Raw genomic sequence first — 17,656 nt, 5'->3', positions numbered from 1 at the left:
ATGCGTAGGATAGGTGGGAGGCTTTGAGATCGGGCTTTCGGGCTCGGTGGAGCCAACGGTGAAATACCACCCTTCCTGCGCTTGGAATCTAACCTACTCCCGTCATCCGGGAGAGGGACACTATCAGGCGGGTAGTTTGACTGGGGCGGTCGCCTCCCAAATTGTAACGGAGGCGCGCGATGGTTGGCTCAGGGTGTTTGGAAATCACCTGTAGAGTGTAAAGGCATAAGCCAGCCTGACTGTGAGACAAACAAGTCGAACAGAGACGAAAGTCGGCCTTAGTGATCCGGCGGTTGCGTATGGAAGTGCCGTCGCTCAACGGATAAAAGGTACCCCGGGGATAACAGGCTGATCCTGCCCAAGCGTCCACAGCGACGGCAGGGTTTGGCACCTCGATGTCGGCTCATCGCATCCTGGGGGTGCAGAAGCTCCCAAGGGTTCGGCTGTTCGCCGATTAAAGCGGTACGTGAGCTGGGTTTAGAACGTCGCGAGACAGTTCGGTCCCTATCTGGCGTGGGCGTAGGAGAATTGATGGAATCTGGTGGTAGTACGAGAGGACCCCATTGGACCAACCTCTAGTGTACGAGTTATCGTGCCAACGGTAGCGCTCGGTAGCTATGTTGGGCAGGGATAAACGCTGAATGCATCTAAGCGTGAAGCCCGACCAAAGATTAGTTCTCCCTATGAGATCCGTAGAAGACTACTACGTTGATAGGCTGGGTGTGTAAGCACAGTAATGTGTTTAGCTGACCAGTACTAATTGATCCATAGGCTTGACCGTAAAGTTTGCTGGTTGCAAAACGGTTAAAAGCATATATTCAGGGATTATCAACTATTCGATTTTCTGAGAACACTTATTACGTTCTTTCGATTTTTCCGGTGGTTTTATCGTAGGGGTCACACCCGTTCCCATCCCGAACACGGAAGTTAAGTCCTACGGAGCCGATGGTACTGCACGGGAAACTGTGTGGGAGAGTAGGTCGCTGCCGGAATTTAATTTTTCCAAGAAAGCTCGCTTCAACTGGCGGGCTTTTCTTTTTGTGGAAATTCCAATATTGAATTTCCTACCTTCCGATATTTGATTTATAATCACCAAGTCAAATCAGCCGTGGTGGCGGAATAGGTAGACGCAGAGGACTTAAAATCCTCTGGGCCAAAAGCCCGTGCGGGTTCGAGTCCCGCCCTCGGCATTTAAATTTACCATCCTGGTTTCCTGCTAACCGATGTCGGTTAAACTCATTAAAATCTCTTGCTGTTTCCTTATCGCAGGATTTTTGATCGCCCTTGGTTTGGTGTTCATAAAAAATTTAATTGATTTTCCAGTTTATTATGCCGCAGGCCAATCCCTGCTGTCAGGAAGAACCGATTTATATGCTCCCGATTTTGCCCTCGGTCGGGTAATGGATTATCGATATCCACCGTTTTTTCTGCTCTTATTTCTCCCTCTCTGGCTGCTTCCTTATAAAGTTGCCGCCTATTTCTGGTATTTGTTTTCAATTTTTCAAATTATCGGCTGCCTGATTATTTTTGGTCGAATTTTAAACCAACAAAAAATTTCAAAATGGGTTTGGGCGGTTTTATTTCTTTCAACCGGACAATATTTTATTCAGGTTCTACATTATGGGAATGCCCATTTACTGATTACTTTTCTAACATTTCTTTCTCTGTATTTTGTCTTCACCAAAAAAGAGATTTGGGCTGCACTTTGTTTGGCAACAGCGATTACCATCAAACTCACGCCGATTTTTCTATTCGCTTACTTTTTTTTTAAAAAGCGATGGCATCCCCTCTTATACACAGGAATTTTTTTAATAACCCTCAATCTTTTACCTGCGCTTTATTTCGGGTTTTCAAGAAACAACGAACTCTTCCGTCAGTGGTTCTCTCATGTTGCGGTTAATCAGGAATTTCATGAAGCGAACGGCCCGATTAATCTTTCCTTAAAAGGGCAACTTCGACGATATTTTTCCGATATTGATTACGGACGGCGAGTTGATGGGGATACGCGATATCCGGCGGTTAATTTGCTATCAATTTCACCTTCAACTTTAGATAAATATTGGATGGGAATCTCTTTGTTTTTAATCATACTGGCTGGTTATTTATTTCAAAAGCGAATGCCTGATTCCATTCAGCAGGAGGGGATAAATTTAAAAGGCAATTTATATCTGCTCGAGACGGGTATTTTTATTAGCTTGCTGTTATTGATTGGGCCTTTGACTTCTAAAATTTACTTTATTGCCTTGCTTTTACCCGTTTTCGCGCTCGCAGCCGCTCAATTCGCTGAACAATCAAAATCTGTAGTAACTAGAAATATTTTGATAATTATTTCCCTTTTGAATTTTGTGTTACCGCTGCTGCCTGGACGTTCGCTTCAGCGTTGGTTGCTGGTAATTGGGGTGGATTTTTATATAAATATGCTGGTATTGATGGGGCTACTTTATACGCTTTGGCTTCCTGCGAAACTTGTTCCTCAACGTTATGACGAATTGCCACCCCCAATCCTAAAAGAAACCAAAAAGTCATAACCACTTCACCATCACCAAAATTGAAATGAACCAGTGAGCAGACATTAAATGCCACAAGCGCACCAATAATTCCTAAGATGATTCCCCAGCTTTCTACCTCTTTTCTACTGGCAAGAAGATTTTTAAGTCGTCTCAGGTCAATGAAAAATATCACCATCATGGCAATGTAAAAAACCAGGGCTGGAAGTCCCCACCAGGTGGCAATTTGAATTATCGAAGAATGAAAATGACCGGGTGGTAATTTGCCATTATTGTATAGGGCGTATTTTTCTCGAAAATCAGGTCTCCCCTCACTTCCTTTTCCAATCCCAGCTAACGGGTAGTCTTTAATTAAATTCAACGCCTCTCGCCACACTTCCAATCGATAGGTTGTACTCTCTTCTTGAAAATTTAAAAGGATATCTCCTCGTGAATGTTTAATGATCAGAAAAGCAAGAGGTGACATTAAAATAACCAATATCACAGCGGCTGCAATGTATCGTTTTCTGGAACTGGAGATAGCGATAATGCCAATGCCGATTGCCAAGCCGGCTATTGAGGCGCGCGTTGAGGTTAACAGTAAGGCACAAATGATTAAGCAAGCAGATACCAACAGAAAAATAGATAAGGGGGATTTCTTTTTCGGTTGACCAACTAATAATCCAATGCAAAGCAGGGCAATCAGTTGGAGAACCTCGGCATAAGTTTCATAGTGACTGTAGAACCCCGTAACCCGAAAATTTCTGCCGGGCGAGCCGGTGATTCCTAAACGGGCAACGCCATCGCCTTCGGAATTGCGAATGGCTTTCCGGGAGATACTCCCTTCGTCGATGGCTTCATTTCTCAAATAAGTAATTTGTATTCTGCCGCGCTCCGCATCGGCAATTTTTGCCAAATCATCAAGTGACTTTACCTTCTGCTTATCGGCTTCAAGAATCACATCGCCAACTGCAAACCCTTCTTTATCGAATGGCCCACCAGATTGAATGCTATCAATCCGAATCCCTTTACCTATGGCAACCTGACCGACACTGTAGGCAACGTTTCCTAAACAGGAAATAATAACAATAAGCGCGAGCAAACGGGCGAATCTTAAATCTTTGACATTCTTGTATACGAAATAGAAGGCTAGAAAAAAAGCCGGACTTTTAAGACCTTTAATACTGATATAAGGGACGAATGAAAGAAAAGAAGAAATCACACAACAGGCGAAAAAGCCAAGAATGGCAATATCCATTGGTGCCCGTTTCTGTCGGTATTCCTTTTTTACAATAAGCTGGGTTACCCAGGCTAAAAATCCGATTAAAAAAGCGGATTGAGTGACCGCTATCGAATGAGGAAGAAAGGCTGCATACAATATCAGCGAGAAGGTGATAATTGAATCGGTTAGGTTAATTATTCGCTGGTGTTTAATCTGAGGCTTTTCAGCGTCATTATAACTTATCAAAACATTTCATCCTTACAGAAAGAATCCTTGAGGACATTCGTGTGAGAGCTTTAATTTTATGATGTAAGTCGAAGTTAAGGCAATCGGTTTAGTATTTAATTGAGACAGAATATTTCCCGCTTTCATTTAGTCGGCGTGAGCCTGGTTTGATTGACAAAACCATATTACAAATCATAGAATCGCCGCATTGTTTGAGGGGGAACCCAGGTGGAGCAACTGAAAATGGTCTTAAAAATATTCCCGTTTCTATTAATCCTCATCACCGTCGTTTTGGTTGACTCTTCAACAGCACAACAGCGCCCGCTTCTCACAGAAGATGTAGATATCATTAAACCAGGCATCATCCGAATTGAGTCGGGATTTGAATTTCTTCAAGATCAAACCTTTCCGCTTTCCGGGTTGCGGGGGGATGTGACTAAGTTAGCCGATACGCGGTTGAGTTTCGGGTTAGCGCCGAATGTTGAATTTCAAATTGAATGGACTTTACAACAGTTTTTAACCATAAAAAGTCGTACACCTTCTGCGGTTAATCTCAAACTTGGCGACAATGCGACCGATACCAATGATGTCGGAGACGCTACCCTGTGGATGAAAATTAAACTTAGAAATGAAACCAAACGATTGCCCGGTTTTGGATTTCGTTTCGGTATGCAACTGCCAAATTCCAACGAAACGCGGGGAATTGGCACAAATACCACCAACGTCTTTGGCATGATAACTGCCGGGAAAAAATTCAATAATGAAAAATTAAATGTCTTTGGCAATCTCGGAATCGGCATTTTAGAAGCTCCGTTAGGTAATTTTTCTCAAAATGATGTTTTGCTTTTTGGCTTGGCGGGCATTTATCAAGTTTCAGATAAGGTCAATCTTTTAGGCGAAATTAATGGGCGGCATTCAACTCGAAAACATGCCCCGCTGGGTACTGAAGATTTTTCTACGGCTCGAATCGGCACACAGATACAGGCGTTGGGTGTGAGATGGAATGCCGCCGGTGTTTTTGGCATATCAAAAAATGCACCGAAAAGCGGATTCTCGCTGGGTGTTACCTATGACTGGGAAGCTTTCACCCCAATAAAATAATCAACTAAAAAGTAAATAAAAGTTGTAACTCGGTTCTGAGAACTGAGCGTATTACCCTGCATTAGAATTCCGTTCACATTTAATCAAGGAGGCGTTAGGAATGTCAGAAAGAATTCTGCCAAGAGCAGTTGTGATCAGTTTTGTCTGTGTTTGTCTATGGGGTTTAGGTTTTAAACAACAGGCTGCGGCGAACAATTTTTTTGAAAACCTGTCGATGAGTCATTTGAACGCAAATGAGTTTTCTGAAACCGGGTTTTCAATCCACGAAAGCAATCAATCCAATCCTTCGGGACAGGATGATAAGAAAGCCGAAGAGGTTTATAAAAACATCCAGATTTTAAAAGGGATTCCGGCTTCGAGAGTGATGGGGGCGATGGGTTTTTTTGCCCGGTCATTAGGTGTGAAATGTGACCATTGCCACGTCCAGGGGCAGAACGAAAAGGATGAAAAACCTGCAAAACTGGCTGCCCGGAAAATGTATGCTCTGGTGCGATTCGCTCAGGAAAAAGGCGCTAAAAATGCCTCTTGTTTTATGTGTCACGCAGGGCAAGTGAAACCTGAACCTGCACCATTTCTCGCCAAAGAGAATATGGATGCCTTGATGGCTGAAGCCGAAAAAGATAAACGACCTGCGGAACAAGCCTTTAAAAATATTCAAATTTTTAAAGGCGTTACTGCCGGCAGAGTCAAGATGACTATGCAATTGTTTACCAAGTCGCTAGGCGTCCAATGCTCACATTGTCATGTGCAGGGTGATTTTTCCAAGGATGACAATCCGGCAAAACAGACTGCGCGAGGGATGTTGACGATGGCGGGTGGCATAGCCAAAGATTTTTTCAATGGGCAGATGACCATAACCTGTTACACCTGTCACAAAGGGCAAGCCAAACCTGTTGCTTTCCCTCCGCAAAGACAGGGAAATTAATTCTTCAAATTCAGCGAGACTCCGTTTAATTCGAGAGTCTCGCTATCAATAAATTTCCTCAAAAGATTCAATTACCATTGCCTAAAATTGAAAAACAACCGCACTTGAATAATTTTTATTGAAGGGTTTTCAACGGGGGTAAACGACGATGTGGCGCATTGGGTCTTGCCCCTTACTTTTTGAAATCAAGCCGCTACGCTCAATATAAAGATGTTGCTTTTTGCGTATGTGACGAGGTTGTGGCGCAAGCGTAACCATGCGGCGATTTTCAACCGCTTCGAGAACCGCCTCCTCGACTTCCTGCATGGCGATTTCTTCATTCGCGGTATTTTCAGAACCCCCACCAATAGCCCTTAAAAAATTTTCCATTTGGGTGATGGTGTTGCTGCGTAAAACATGAACCTCAATGTCTTGACCATGAGCTTCGCGAAGTTTTGGCGATTGGCGTTTGGCGTGTGATTTGAGGGTTAAAATAATATCGGCTTCTTTCACATTATCGACAATCATCGCAGCAACGCCCAGTTCATCAATCGCGCGTTTTAAACGCTCACGGCTGATGGCGTAGGGGAAGATGCGAATCGCTTTTTTGTGACCGTTGCCATTGTTTTCTGTGTGTCGTTGATAAAGCGGTGAATTATATATGCCGTTGGCTGATTCCCGCTTTCTTGATTTATTGGATTCAGGTTTAGAGACAATGAAATTCCCGTCTTCATCGCGGTCACGGTTTTCGATTTGCGGTATATAACCACGAAGCATTTGATCAACGGCAAGCGTTACATCTTGATGAATACTCAAATTATCTTTGGTTTTAAGCTCGATTAATACGTCAAAAGTCGGCGGCGCTTTGCGTTCGAGAACGGTTTTCTGGGTTCCGCGTCGCCGCGCTTCTTCATCCGAAAGGGTCACTGCATGAATCCCGCCGATTAAATCCGAAAGCGTCGGATTGACCAGCAAATTTTCTAAGGTGTTGCCATGTACGGTAGCGATTAATTGCACGCCGCGTTCGGCGATGGTTCTGGCGGCTAAGGCTTCCTGCGAAGTGCCGATTTCATCAATGACAATTACCTCAGGCATATGATTTTCAACCGCTTCAATCATCACCGAATGTTGGTGTTCAGGGTCGGGCACCTGCATGCGTCTGGCGCGTCCGATTCCCGGATGCGGCACATCGCCATCACCTGCGATTTCATTGGAGGTATCCACCACAATGACGCGCTTCTCCAGGTCATCTGCCAGCACCCGGGCAGCCTCGCGAAGCAAAGTGGTTTTGCCGACACCGGGTTTTCCCATCAAGAGAATACTCTTGCCAGATTCAACAACATCCCTGATGATGTCCACGGTGCCATAGATGGCACGCCCGACGCGGCAAGTGAGTCCGACGATTTCACCCAAACGATTGCGAATTGCCGAAATGCGGTGAAGCGTGCGCTCAATGCCGGCGCGGTTATCGCGTGTGAAATTGCCCACACGGCTTGAAACATATTGTAAGTTTTGATGAGTAATGACCGATTGATTGAGATAAACGGCTCGATTAGGATAACGGGCTTCCGGCAGCCTTCCCAAATCCAGCACAATTTCAATCAATGACTCAGTGTTTCCTTCTCTTGTTAAAGCATCTTGAATTTCAGGAGGCAAAACATTGAGTAATAAGTCCAGATTATCGGTTGAAACAAATTCTTTCTTTGACAAAGATGTCACCACCTTTCACCTGAATCTTGTCGGGCGAGTGACTCAGGTTGATTTAAGTGTACAAGATATGGCGTTAATTTGTCATCAGCCAACAAGGGAGTGTATGGAATAAAAAATTGTCTTAAACCCGTTGGTGCTTTTGATGAGTAATTTGAAATTAGGTCTTGTATCACAATTGGAATACGGATTGCCTTGAATCCGGTGTTTGACCAAGCCTGCCCCTTCAAGATCGGAACCTGTTTCAAAAAAAGCCTTAATTCGGCTCCCAATTTGGTTTAAACCCCCAATAGATTTCCCGAAACATCGGTAAAAAAATTCTTCAATTTGTAACTTTATGTTCCGAATAAAAAATGGGAAGCGCGAAATTTCGCCAACAAGCCAACAAGGTTTTTCCATCGTTGAGATGACGGTGGTGTTTTTAGTCATCGCCATCATTGCTGCTTTTTCAATCCCGCAAGTTATGAATTATCTCAAACGCTATCGGTTGACCGTCTCCTCGCGCAATGTCGCAACCTCGATTCAACGCGCGCGATACCTGGCAACCTCAAATAATAAACGAACCGCGATTATCTTATCGTCCGAGCAGCAAATAGATATTGAAGAGTATGACCCGACAGGGAAATTGACACCCCAAAATAAAGGGACATTCAATCTGTCTCAAGGCGTTTCCATTGCTTCTGACGCTCCTAAACAACTGGCATTTGATGGGCGAGGTGTGATCACGCCAATGCCCAAAGAGAATCAATTGATTCGCGTAAACGGAGAGAATAACTATTTTCAAATTGTCACGGTCTCCCCTACCGGACAGGTAAATGTTTCTCCAATGCAGCGCGAAGAGAAAAACTAATTCCTCCCAAAATGATGAAGACAGGAAAGAGTAGAAGCTATGAATATGAGAATCCGAATTAGCAAATTGATTGACAGTTTAATGTTTAACAATCAATCAAGAAACCAATCAGGTGAAGCAGGGCTGACATTAATTGAATCCATGATCGCGATGGGGGTTTCCGTGGTTGCCTTAATCAGTATTGCCGGAATTTTTACCTTAGCCATGAAAACCGGTGCCAGTTCTCGCAATTTTACCACCGCCACCACTTTTGCTCAGGATAAACTGGAACAACTCGGCACCATCTCATTTCATCGCCTGGTTGATCCGGCCAAGTTGCATTCCAATCCCAATGCCACGGGTGAAGGCGATGCGTTAATCGTCGGAAGTCTCGAAGATGATGTAAAAGGGGAAGACGGAACCTACTATTACGACAAAATCATTCTGGCTTATGAAAATGATGTTGAACCGCAAGGCACGATAACCGTGGTCTACCCGGATGGTACAGCCGAAACTCGACGACCGGATGGCACCATCTCTAATACCAATCCTTTTCCTGAAGGGCGGGTCAATTACATTCGTAGATGGGTGATCCTGTCGAGCCAGGAAGAAAATCCAGCGGATCGTCGGCTTACGATTGCGGTGCGGGTGAAAAGTGAAAATGCCAGACCCGGCAAATCACCGGAACTGGTTGATCTCTACACGGTGATGACCAATCAATAATTTTCTGTGAGTGCATTCCAGACTTTTGAGGAGGCTGATTATGAAGGTGCAAAACAATCCAAATTCAAGGCGGCATCACGATGCTGAAAACGGTTTTTCATTGCCGGAGTTATTAATCTCTATGGTGGTGTTCACGATCATCATGGGTTCGATTATGACCTTGATGTTGAAAAGCCAGCGAATCTTTACTACCGAACAAAATGCCGCTGAGATGAATCAAAACGGTCGGCTACTGATTGATTTTTTAACCCGCGATATTCAGCAATCCAAAGAAAATGCCCTGGGGCTTGGCCCACGCTTCCGCTCGGTTTACTCAAATAATGGGATTGATGGAAAGACCGATGAATTAACCATCATCTCATCGGATACGGAAACCGGAATTCCCTCAAAAGCTTTGCCGCTGATTCCGGCATCGACTCGGGCATTTAACATTCTCGATAAATTTGTTGAATTAATTCCCAATACCGCCGGTGGTTTGGAAGCCAAGGATGTGGTTGCGGCTTTTCAGCCCGACGAACAATTCATTGTTAGTTCGGTATTACAGGATGGCACGATTCAATTTGATTTAATAAAGATCAAAAGCGCCGGATTAACCATGACCGGAGCGATGGGGGTGAGTTTTGAACCCGTCGAGTATGCCGGAATTAAACCGGAAGTTCCTTTTGGCATAACTTATATGGATGGCGCATTCAGTGTGCGACCGGCAACTATCAAACGTTATTTTATCGATAAATCAGATAAAGAAAATCCCTCGCTGGCGCTTTCAATCAACAGCGCTTCTCCGATGACCATTTCCAGTAACATCACCGCATTTCAATTGCGCTACCTCGAAGTCAAAGAAGGGGAGAGCGATGGGCAATGGGTTAAAGAGCAAAATATTTCAAGCCAATATCGAACCAATGCCATTGAAGTAACCATGACAGCGAGAATGGAAGACCCGGCGAAAAAATCCGACCAGATGTATACGCTGGCAACGGTTATCCGTCCGCGAACTACACCAACCGGAGCCTTTGGAAATTCCGGTGGTGGGGCAACCGCTGGCGCTCCGGGCGCTGGGGTGAATGGCGGCACAGGCGGCGGAAACGGCGGGGGCGACGGATTTGGTGACGGAGATGGCAATGGATTTGGCGATAATGGCGGCGCTTTCGGCAGAGGCAACGGCAGCGGATATGGTGATGGTTCGGGCAGCGGTGACGGCGGCTCACTCGGCAGAGGCGGATATAATCACAATGTTCGACGGATCGGCAAGACTCCAAGACTTGGCGAAAAATTGAACGATACAACGGTTAGAAAGCCATAGTGAGATAAAGATTGAGTATTGAGTTGCAATCATCCCTGCAACTTTAGGAGATGGAAATGATGAGAGGGGAAGTGGATTTCAAAAATTGGTTTTCAAAATTTTTTCGTAAAAATCATGCGCTTCATCTCATAGGCGCTGATTTTCCAAAGAGTGATGAAAACGAAAAAGGCATTGCTTTAGTTACCGTGTTACTGATTGCCTCGTTGTTGTTGATGCTTGGTGTAGCAGTAACTTTTACGACCCTGACGGACAAAGCGATTACCGCAAACTTTCAAAATGTAACCAGCGGATTTTATGCCGCAGAGGCTGGCGTCAACACCCTGCATCGGCTGATTCGCAGTGAAAAATTCGTTATCGGTTCGCTTCCTGACCCGCCGGTCATTACCCCGGGACAACCCTCTCTCAATCCGAATGACTTTATCCAGGCAGCCGAAAAACTCCTGACCACATCAGAAAATTTTCCCAACAATGCAGCTTATAAAACCAAAGTAAAAATTAAGGAAATCCGTATCCCCTATCCGGCTAATGACAATAATCCGGGTCACGCAGGATTCAAAGTTAATTTCCTCACGCCATTGTATCCAAGAGCCGGACAGGTTGAACCCTACTCGGTTACCTATGAAGTTGAATCTCTGGGTGAGGGTTTGGCAGGTTTAAACGGCATGGTGACGCTGGTTGAAGAAGGGGTGGTCAATTTTAAACTGATTGCCAAGGCTGAAGGCGGAGGGATTCGCGTAGGCAGTTTTTCGGAATTCGCCTTGTATATGGACAAGTTCGATCCTTTCAATCCTGAAGGGCCATTTATCTATCAAGGACTCGGTCCCGGTGATAGATTTGCCGGGCGGGTTCACACCAATCAACGCTTCGGATTCTGGTCAACTGCCGGTGGTCAGGATGCGCCGACTTTTCATGGCTATGTAACCCAGGCTTATCGCACCACCAGTTTTTATCGTCACGGTGCAGCGTTTGTCCCATCACCGGTTGATGCCGATTCGGATGTTGTGGATGGCGTGTTGGTCGCGCCGAAATTCCTTGCGGGCTTTGATCGCGGGGTTGAACCCATTCCACCACCAACCAATGCATTTGATCAGGCGCGTTCGGTGTTGGATGGTGGGAGTTCACTGGGCGCAGGACCTCCGACTGACAGAGAACTGCGAACCAATTTACGCCTGTCAACCGATTTACAAAAAGCCTTACCGGAATCCAAGGTTCCCGATTCAACCACACCTTCGCTTGAACGCGGGGTTTATATTCCGACCGATGGCGATGTTTTTATCGGCAGCGGCGTCTATGTCATGGGAACCGTGGATCAGATGCAGTTATTGGCTGACCCTGCCGGTAATCGTCAAACGATAAAAATTACCCAAGGCGCAAAGACCACAACCGTGACCATTGATTTGGACGCCAACACGACGACTATTGATGCGGGTACGGGAGTGACCAAAACCCTGAACGGGATTCCTCGTGACCATTCATTGAATAAAGGCAATAGCCGCTCGGCGGCTTCGCTCTATGTTTATGGGGACATCAGTTCTTTGAAAGGTCCCGGTCGAAATGCCGATGGGCAACCCGTACCGGCAATTGATTCGGATTTTGCCATCACCGTAACCGCAGGCGGCGTGCCGACAAATAATCCGCGTCAACCGGTGAGTGGCGGAAGCCTGACGCTAACGGGTGATTTAACTTATGAAGTTCCGGTTACCGATTCTGCCGGAAACGCCATCAATCAGGACGCGAAAAATGTATTAGGATTATTTGCCTCCGGTGGCAATATTAATATTCCAAGTGATGGACGCGCGCCCGACAACCTGACCGTTCATGCATCAATCGCGGCTTTCGATTTAACCGATGCCGATGGCAATCCAATTCTTGGGACGAACGGCAAACCTTATGGCGGACGCATCCGGTCAGACGTTTTGAATTATCGCAATATGCCCAATCGCGGCAACTTCACGCTGGTTGGCGGCGCGCAATCGAGCAATTACGATAACCTGGGGGTGTATGATGGACGTTGGCATGGCTATGCTTACAAAGGCAGATGGGATGCGCGATATGATAAAAACCATGCGCCGCCATTTTATCCGGGTTATATTGTCGATTCGGGAGAACCGACGGGTACGCCGACCGTAAAAGCTCAAACCAATATCCCGATGGTGACTTCTTATCGAAGAATTTATTATGGCTCAGTAGAAAATTCTCATTAAGCTTTCAGGAGCGGTTAAGAATTGATTAAAGCGCAAGGTTAATCTTGCGCTTTTTTTATTCCGGTAATTTATTGGTCGGGGTCAGGGTGATTTCTTCTTCGTCGGTTAAAATCACCTGACTTAATTCAGACGGGAGAGCCGGGTCGCGCGGAAGCGTTTCAGCGCCCCAGCGAAAATTATTTTCTGAATGAATCGGTTTAGTTTGTGCAGGGTTTTGTTCACCCGTAGTAAACAGCACATCATTGGGTTTTGCCAGACGACCGCCGGAAAATTGGGCAACGATAACCGTGATATTATCTTCGCCGCCTCTCTGGTTTGCCAGTTCAATCAACATATCACAGGCTTCTTTAAGCGAAGGCGCATCGTGAATGATTTGATTCATCTCTTCCGGTCGCACTTTATTTGAAAGTCCATCGCTGCATAAAACCACGATGTCCATATCTTTTACCGGCAACCGGTCGATAACGATATTCACGCCGGGCGTCGCTCCAAGGGCTTGAAGGATAACGTTTTTATAGGCGTGCCTTTCGGCTTCCTCTTCGGTGATATGGCCAGCCTCTACCAATTGCCCAACCAGAGATTGATCGCGAGTAATTTGCTGCAATTGTCCATTGCGAATCAAATAAGCGCGGCTATCCCCAACCTGTGCAAAATAGGCGTAGGCTTCGTGAATGCCGATGCCGGTAAAGGTGGCTCCCATTCCCGCACATTCAGGCCGCACCTGGCTTTCGTGATGAATGTGGGCATTTGCCAATTCGATAGACAGGCGCAGTCGTTCGGGAAAAGGGAATTTTGAATAGGTTGGGCTGATTTGAATCTCCAGCATTCGATCACGCACCGAGGCTACGGCGAGACTGCTGGCGATTTCGCCTGCCAGGGCACCACCCATCCCATCGCTTACCGCCATTAAAGACCCATAATGACTTTGTGAAAAGGTCGTCAGGTTGCCATCCGGTTCGCCCGGAATGCTCTGAGGCGTCCAGGTATCGGCTGTCGAGAGATTAAGGACAAGAAAGTTGTCTTCATTTCCTGGGCGAATTCTGCCCACATTGGTTTTTGCGTAAACCGCAATATTAAATGTAACGTCTTCCGGCATATTAAATTATTAACGCTGCTATTTGAGAAACACGAAATTGCCTGACTGCTTATTTATGGGTGTCTCTCCAAAATAATTTTACCTCGGTTCGCTGATTATGCTTGATTTCAATTCACTCTAGCAAGTCGAGTTAGTTGCATCCCGGCGATTCAATATTTGAGGATGCCCGGTTGCAATAAAAACAATGAAGTTAATCCCAAACCAGTGTGATAGAAAAAAGCTACAAACATTTATTCTCTTTATAAGAGAATACGTTAAGCGATTAAAAATACCCGATTTTCAGTCTATTTTGCTTAACGCCTGATCGATGTCCGCAATCAAATCCTCGACATCTTCAATGCCTGCTGATATACGAACCAGACCGTCGGTAATTCCAAGGCGATTGCGCTCAGGTTCCGGAACCGACGCATGAGTCATCGAAGCCGGATGGGTGATGAGCGTTTCAACCCCGCCTAGTGATTCTCCAAGGGTGCAGAGGCGAACATTTTCCAAGACTTTTTTGCCGTTCTCCAATGAGCCGGTTTCAAAGGAAAGCATTCCCCCAAACCCCATCATCTGTTTACAGGCAAGTTCATATTGCGGATGTGATTTTAAGCCCGGATAGTAAACCTTTTTCACTTTCGGGTGTTCGGATAAAAACTGCGCAATCTGTCTTCCGTTTTCATCATGTTGTCGCATTCTTACGGCAAGCGTCTTGGTCCCGCGCATCACCAGCCAGGAATCCATCGGAGAAAGGATAGCTCCAGCGGCATTCTGGATGAATTGTATCTGTCGGGCATCCTCATCGTCATTTAAAATCACCACGCCGCCCACACTATCACTATGACCATTTAAATATTTCGTCGTCGAATGCACAACAATATCTGCGCCGAGGTCAAGGGGTCGCTGAAAATAGGGACTCATAAAGGTATTATCAACAACCAAGCGGATGCCCCGACGGCGGGTGATTTCGGAAACCAGGCGCAAATCCGTGAGTGACATCACCGGATTGGTCGGCGTTTCCACAAACACCATGCGGGTTTGTGCCACGATGGCGTCTTCAACATTCTGAGGTTCGCGGGTATCAACGTAGGAAAATTGCAGCCCGAATTTTTTCAGCACCTTATCGAATAATCGAAAGGTTCCACCGTAGGTGTTATCGCTGACAATGACCTGGTCTCCGGCTTGCAAAAGCGTCATCACTGCGTTTATTGCAGCCATTCCCGAAGCAAAGGCATATCCCCAATTGCCGTTTTCCAGGGCTGCTAAATTTCGTTCAAGCGCCAATCGCGTAGGATTTTGTGTGCGCGCATATTCAAACCCTTTATGTTTGCCAAGCCCCTCTTGAGCATAAGTCGAAGTTTGATAAATCGGTACGCTCACAGCGCCAGTGGATGGATCGGGTTCTTGTCCCGCATGAATTGCTTTGGTAGAAAACTTCATTTCCGGTGTAATTTTCATCACTTTTAATTTAGCATAAAAATCTTACTTATGTCCGCTGATGGGGTGGATAAATTCAAAGTTGTAAGCAACGCAATCCCGTAACCACGCACCAGAAGACAAACAAGATTGAACCATTAAGAAACTCGCTTCGTATGCCGAGATGCTTGTATTTTCACGGGTAATTCGCAGTTTGAGTTCAATCTTTTGTGTAAAAGGTGGTAAATTCCAGGCAAATGGAGCCTGAATACGATTATGCACAACCGTTTGATTAAGCTTATTCTTCTCACAATAATTTTTGTATTGGCTTCGGGTTTTTTTAATCTCGAATCGGGTAAAGCACAAACTGAAGCCGTTGAACCCGGGGTCTTTCGCTCGGATAAATTAGAGATGATTGTGCGCGGCGGGTTTGGAAAAGTTTCCGTAAATGGGTGGCAGGGAACCTGGACACCCTTTCGCGTCACGCTTGCCAATCAAGGTGAACAAATCGTCGGGCAGATCAGAATTAAATCTCAATCCTCCATCAATCAAAATCAGCAGGGGCGTGAGTTCATCAAAACTATTCAATTGCCAACCGGCTCACGGCAGTATCACGAAATCCCTGTCTTTCTCTATAGCGGTGACAATATCGATGTGACGCTGGAAGCGAGCGGCAAAGTTGTCGCCCAAACTACGCTTGAAGCCGAGCGCCAATCTGGAATAGATGATGAATTAAATATTGCCGTCGTCGATACCGATACCACGACGCTCAATAACATTACCTCGATGATGTTGACCAATCGAGCAGGTAACAACAATCAAACGCCGCGAAACCCTTTTGAAAAAGTTACTGCTGAAAATACCATTCAGATACGTAAAGAAGATACCCCGCAAACTGCCAGCAATCCGCAACCTAATCGTCGCCGCAATCCCAGATTTTTCGGCAATGGCGATGTCACGGCACACCCACAGGTTATTTCTGCCGAAGATATGCCGCGAGATTTTATCTCTTATCAACCTGTTGAAGTTGTCGTCTTGGGCGATGCGCCTTTAAATCAACTAACCGAAGATCAGGCACAAGCTTTAAAGAACTGGGTGGCATCGGGTGGAATGTTAATTGTCACGGGCGGAACTGATGTTGCCGGACTGCATGCTGCAAAACTGGATGACCTTTTACCGGTAAGCGTAGAGAGTTCTGCTACCATTGCCGCGCTTCCCGAATTGACAGACCTCTATGGCGTTTTTGATAATCCCGCGCCGCTGGTGGTCTTATCTGCCAAGGCGAAACCCGATGCCAAAGTTATCCTAGGAACCAACGATAAAACGCTGGTTGCAGAAAACCGATATGGCAATGGTCTCGTCCGTTTCGTGGCGATTAATCCGAAATTGAACCCTTACCGCAGTTGGAATAATGGCAGATATTTGTGGTCTGATTTATTGAATCCGGCAATTGATCAGCGCGGGTTCTTTTCCCGACGTGGAGGTTCTTCAGATTTTCTCTACTCGCTCGCCAATATTAAACCGGCATCCTCCAGTTATTTTCTCATCTTCCTGCTTGCTTATGTTCTGGCTGTGGGCCCGATTAATTATCTGGTGTTGCGAAAAATGAAAAAGCTGGATTCCGCCTGGATTACCATTCCGGCGGTTGCCATCCTTTTTACGATGGTGAGCGTCGGGGTCGGGCAGTTTAGAAAAGTTGAGGGCATCGCCGCCGATGCCGTGCTGGTCGAATTTTTTCAGAAAGAAAGCATTCAAAATATTCGCGGGGGATTTTTACTGCGCGGCGAAGGCAAGGGAACCCAGATCGTAAACCTTGATGGCAAGACCTCGTTTGCGGTTGATGATAATCGCAATGGTCCACCTCCGGTTGGGAAAAATATTGAAATCGAACGCGAAGCTGCAAAACTGAATTTAACCGTGCCAACGACCAATGGAACGCCCGGTTATTTCAGCCTTCGCTCGGTAATCAACGAACCCTCAATGATGATTCGCACCACAGAGAATGGCACCAGCGTTAAAATAAAAAATCTGAGTGACAAGGAAATTTCTGAGGCAGTTTATGTGTGCAAATCGGGAATCACTGATTTGTTCACGATTGCCGCAGGCGAAGAGAAAGAGGTCGCATTAAACAATCCTCAATCCATCCCCTTTCCCGATTGGTACGCGGCTCAATTGCCGCCCGCCAACCCGGATGACCCGTCGCAAAATAATTATGAATCGCAGATGTTTGACGGGTTGGTTAATTCGATTATTCGCGGCACCGGAAAAAATAAAACCCGTTTACAGGCGTTCTGGGAAAATGAGTTGATGACCAATGCTTATAAAAATCTTGAGCATTCCATGTTAATTGGTTTTACTAACCATAACCCCGCGCCAGTTCATTTCAACAATGCCACCAATCGAAAAAGCCGCGCGCTTTATGTGATTTATTTATAATTTTCCAGCGAGTGTAAAACGAAGG

The 17,656-nt window shown here is 45.8% G+C and carries 11 protein-coding genes, 1 tRNA gene, 2 rRNA genes and 1 pseudogene (1 of these 15 only partly in view); 11 read left to right on the top strand and 4 right to left on the bottom strand.

All coding sequences use genetic code 11. The features are described from left to right. The 4 genes from AB1757_22815 to AB1757_22800 form a co-directional block, all read left to right on the top strand. Positions 1-781, top strand: a 23S ribosomal RNA gene (locus tag AB1757_22815) (it extends 2,228 nt beyond the left edge of the window). A gap of 94 nt (positions 782-875) precedes the next feature. After that, positions 876-992 (top strand): 5S ribosomal RNA (gene rrf, locus AB1757_22810). Between the two features lie 113 nt (positions 993-1,105). Then, a tRNA-Leu gene (locus tag AB1757_22805) sits at positions 1,106-1,190 on the top strand. A 33-nt stretch (positions 1,191-1,223) separates the two neighbouring features. Next, positions 1,224-2,528 (top strand): glycosyltransferase family 87 protein, encoded by a 1,305-nt coding sequence (locus tag AB1757_22800; protein MEW6129887.1) that lies wholly within the window; start codon positions 1,224-1,226, stop codon positions 2,526-2,528. Positions 2,529-2,703: 175 nt separating this feature from the next. Here the strand turns inward: AB1757_22800 and AB1757_22795 are convergent. Then, a pseudogene (locus AB1757_22795) lies at positions 2,704-3,744 on the bottom strand (O-antigen ligase family protein). A 432-nt stretch (positions 3,745-4,176) separates the two neighbouring features. On the opposite strand from AB1757_22795, the gene AB1757_22790 reads away from it, so the two are divergent. After that, the gene (locus AB1757_22790; GenBank protein MEW6129886.1) at positions 4,177-5,034 is read left to right on the top strand and encodes a hypothetical protein; all 858 of its coding nucleotides are present in this window, start codon (positions 4,177-4,179) and stop codon (positions 5,032-5,034) included. Between the two features lie 100 nt (positions 5,035-5,134). Next, entirely contained in the window at positions 5,135-5,959 is an 825-nt protein-coding gene (locus AB1757_22785) for a c-type cytochrome (GenBank protein ID MEW6129885.1), read from the top strand. Positions 5,960-6,088: 129 nt separating this feature from the next. On the opposite strand, the gene AB1757_22780 is transcribed toward AB1757_22785, so the two are convergent. Continuing rightward, entirely contained in the window at positions 6,089-7,657 is a 1,569-nt protein-coding gene (locus tag AB1757_22780; protein MEW6129884.1) for a R3H domain-containing nucleic acid-binding protein, read from the bottom strand. 325 nt (positions 7,658-7,982) lie between these two features. On the opposite strand from AB1757_22780, the gene AB1757_22775 reads away from it, so the two are divergent. The 4 genes from AB1757_22775 to AB1757_22760 are packed head-to-tail and all read left to right on the top strand — an operon-like array spanning position 7,983 to position 12,701. Beyond that, positions 7,983-8,495, top strand: a complete 513-nt coding sequence (locus AB1757_22775) for a prepilin-type N-terminal cleavage/methylation domain-containing protein (GenBank protein MEW6129883.1) — start codon at positions 7,983-7,985, stop codon at positions 8,493-8,495. Between the two features lie 39 nt (positions 8,496-8,534). Beyond that, positions 8,535-9,197 (top strand): hypothetical protein, encoded by a 663-nt coding sequence (locus AB1757_22770; protein MEW6129882.1) that lies wholly within the window; start codon positions 8,535-8,537, stop codon positions 9,195-9,197. A gap of 40 nt (positions 9,198-9,237) precedes the next feature. Continuing rightward, entirely contained in the window at positions 9,238-10,497 is a 1,260-nt protein-coding gene (locus AB1757_22765) for a prepilin-type N-terminal cleavage/methylation domain-containing protein (protein ID MEW6129881.1), read from the top strand. 56 nt (positions 10,498-10,553) lie between these two features. Continuing rightward, entirely contained in the window at positions 10,554-12,701 is a 2,148-nt protein-coding gene (locus AB1757_22760; GenBank protein ID MEW6129880.1) for a pilus assembly PilX N-terminal domain-containing protein, read from the top strand. A gap of 55 nt (positions 12,702-12,756) precedes the next feature. On the opposite strand, the gene AB1757_22755 is transcribed toward AB1757_22760, so the two are convergent. Together AB1757_22755 and AB1757_22750 are read right to left on the bottom strand one after the other, a co-directional pair. Then, a complete protein-coding gene (locus AB1757_22755) occupies positions 12,757-13,797 on the bottom strand; it encodes a PP2C family serine/threonine-protein phosphatase (GenBank protein MEW6129879.1) in 1,041 nt (346 codons plus the stop codon). A 279-nt stretch (positions 13,798-14,076) separates the two neighbouring features. Next, on the bottom strand, positions 14,077-15,219 hold the full coding sequence (locus tag AB1757_22750; protein ID MEW6129878.1) for a cystathionine gamma-synthase: 1,143 nt from the start codon (positions 15,217-15,219) through the stop codon (positions 14,077-14,079). A gap of 252 nt (positions 15,220-15,471) precedes the next feature. Here AB1757_22750 and AB1757_22745 point away from each other — a divergent pair, with 252 nt between their 5' ends. Then, positions 15,472-17,631 carry a hypothetical protein gene (locus AB1757_22745; GenBank protein MEW6129877.1) on the top strand — a complete coding sequence of 720 codons (2,160 nt, stop codon included), beginning with the start codon at positions 15,472-15,474 and terminating at the stop codon, positions 17,629-17,631. The last annotated feature ends 25 nt before the right edge of the window (positions 17,632-17,656 follow it).

This window comes from Acidobacteriota bacterium (assembly GCA_040754075.1).
Classification (GTDB): domain Bacteria; phylum Acidobacteriota; class Blastocatellia; order UBA7656; family UBA7656; genus JBFMDH01.
Note: the sequence above shows the minus strand (reverse complement) of the source record. Positions and strands in the feature narration are given on the sequence as shown.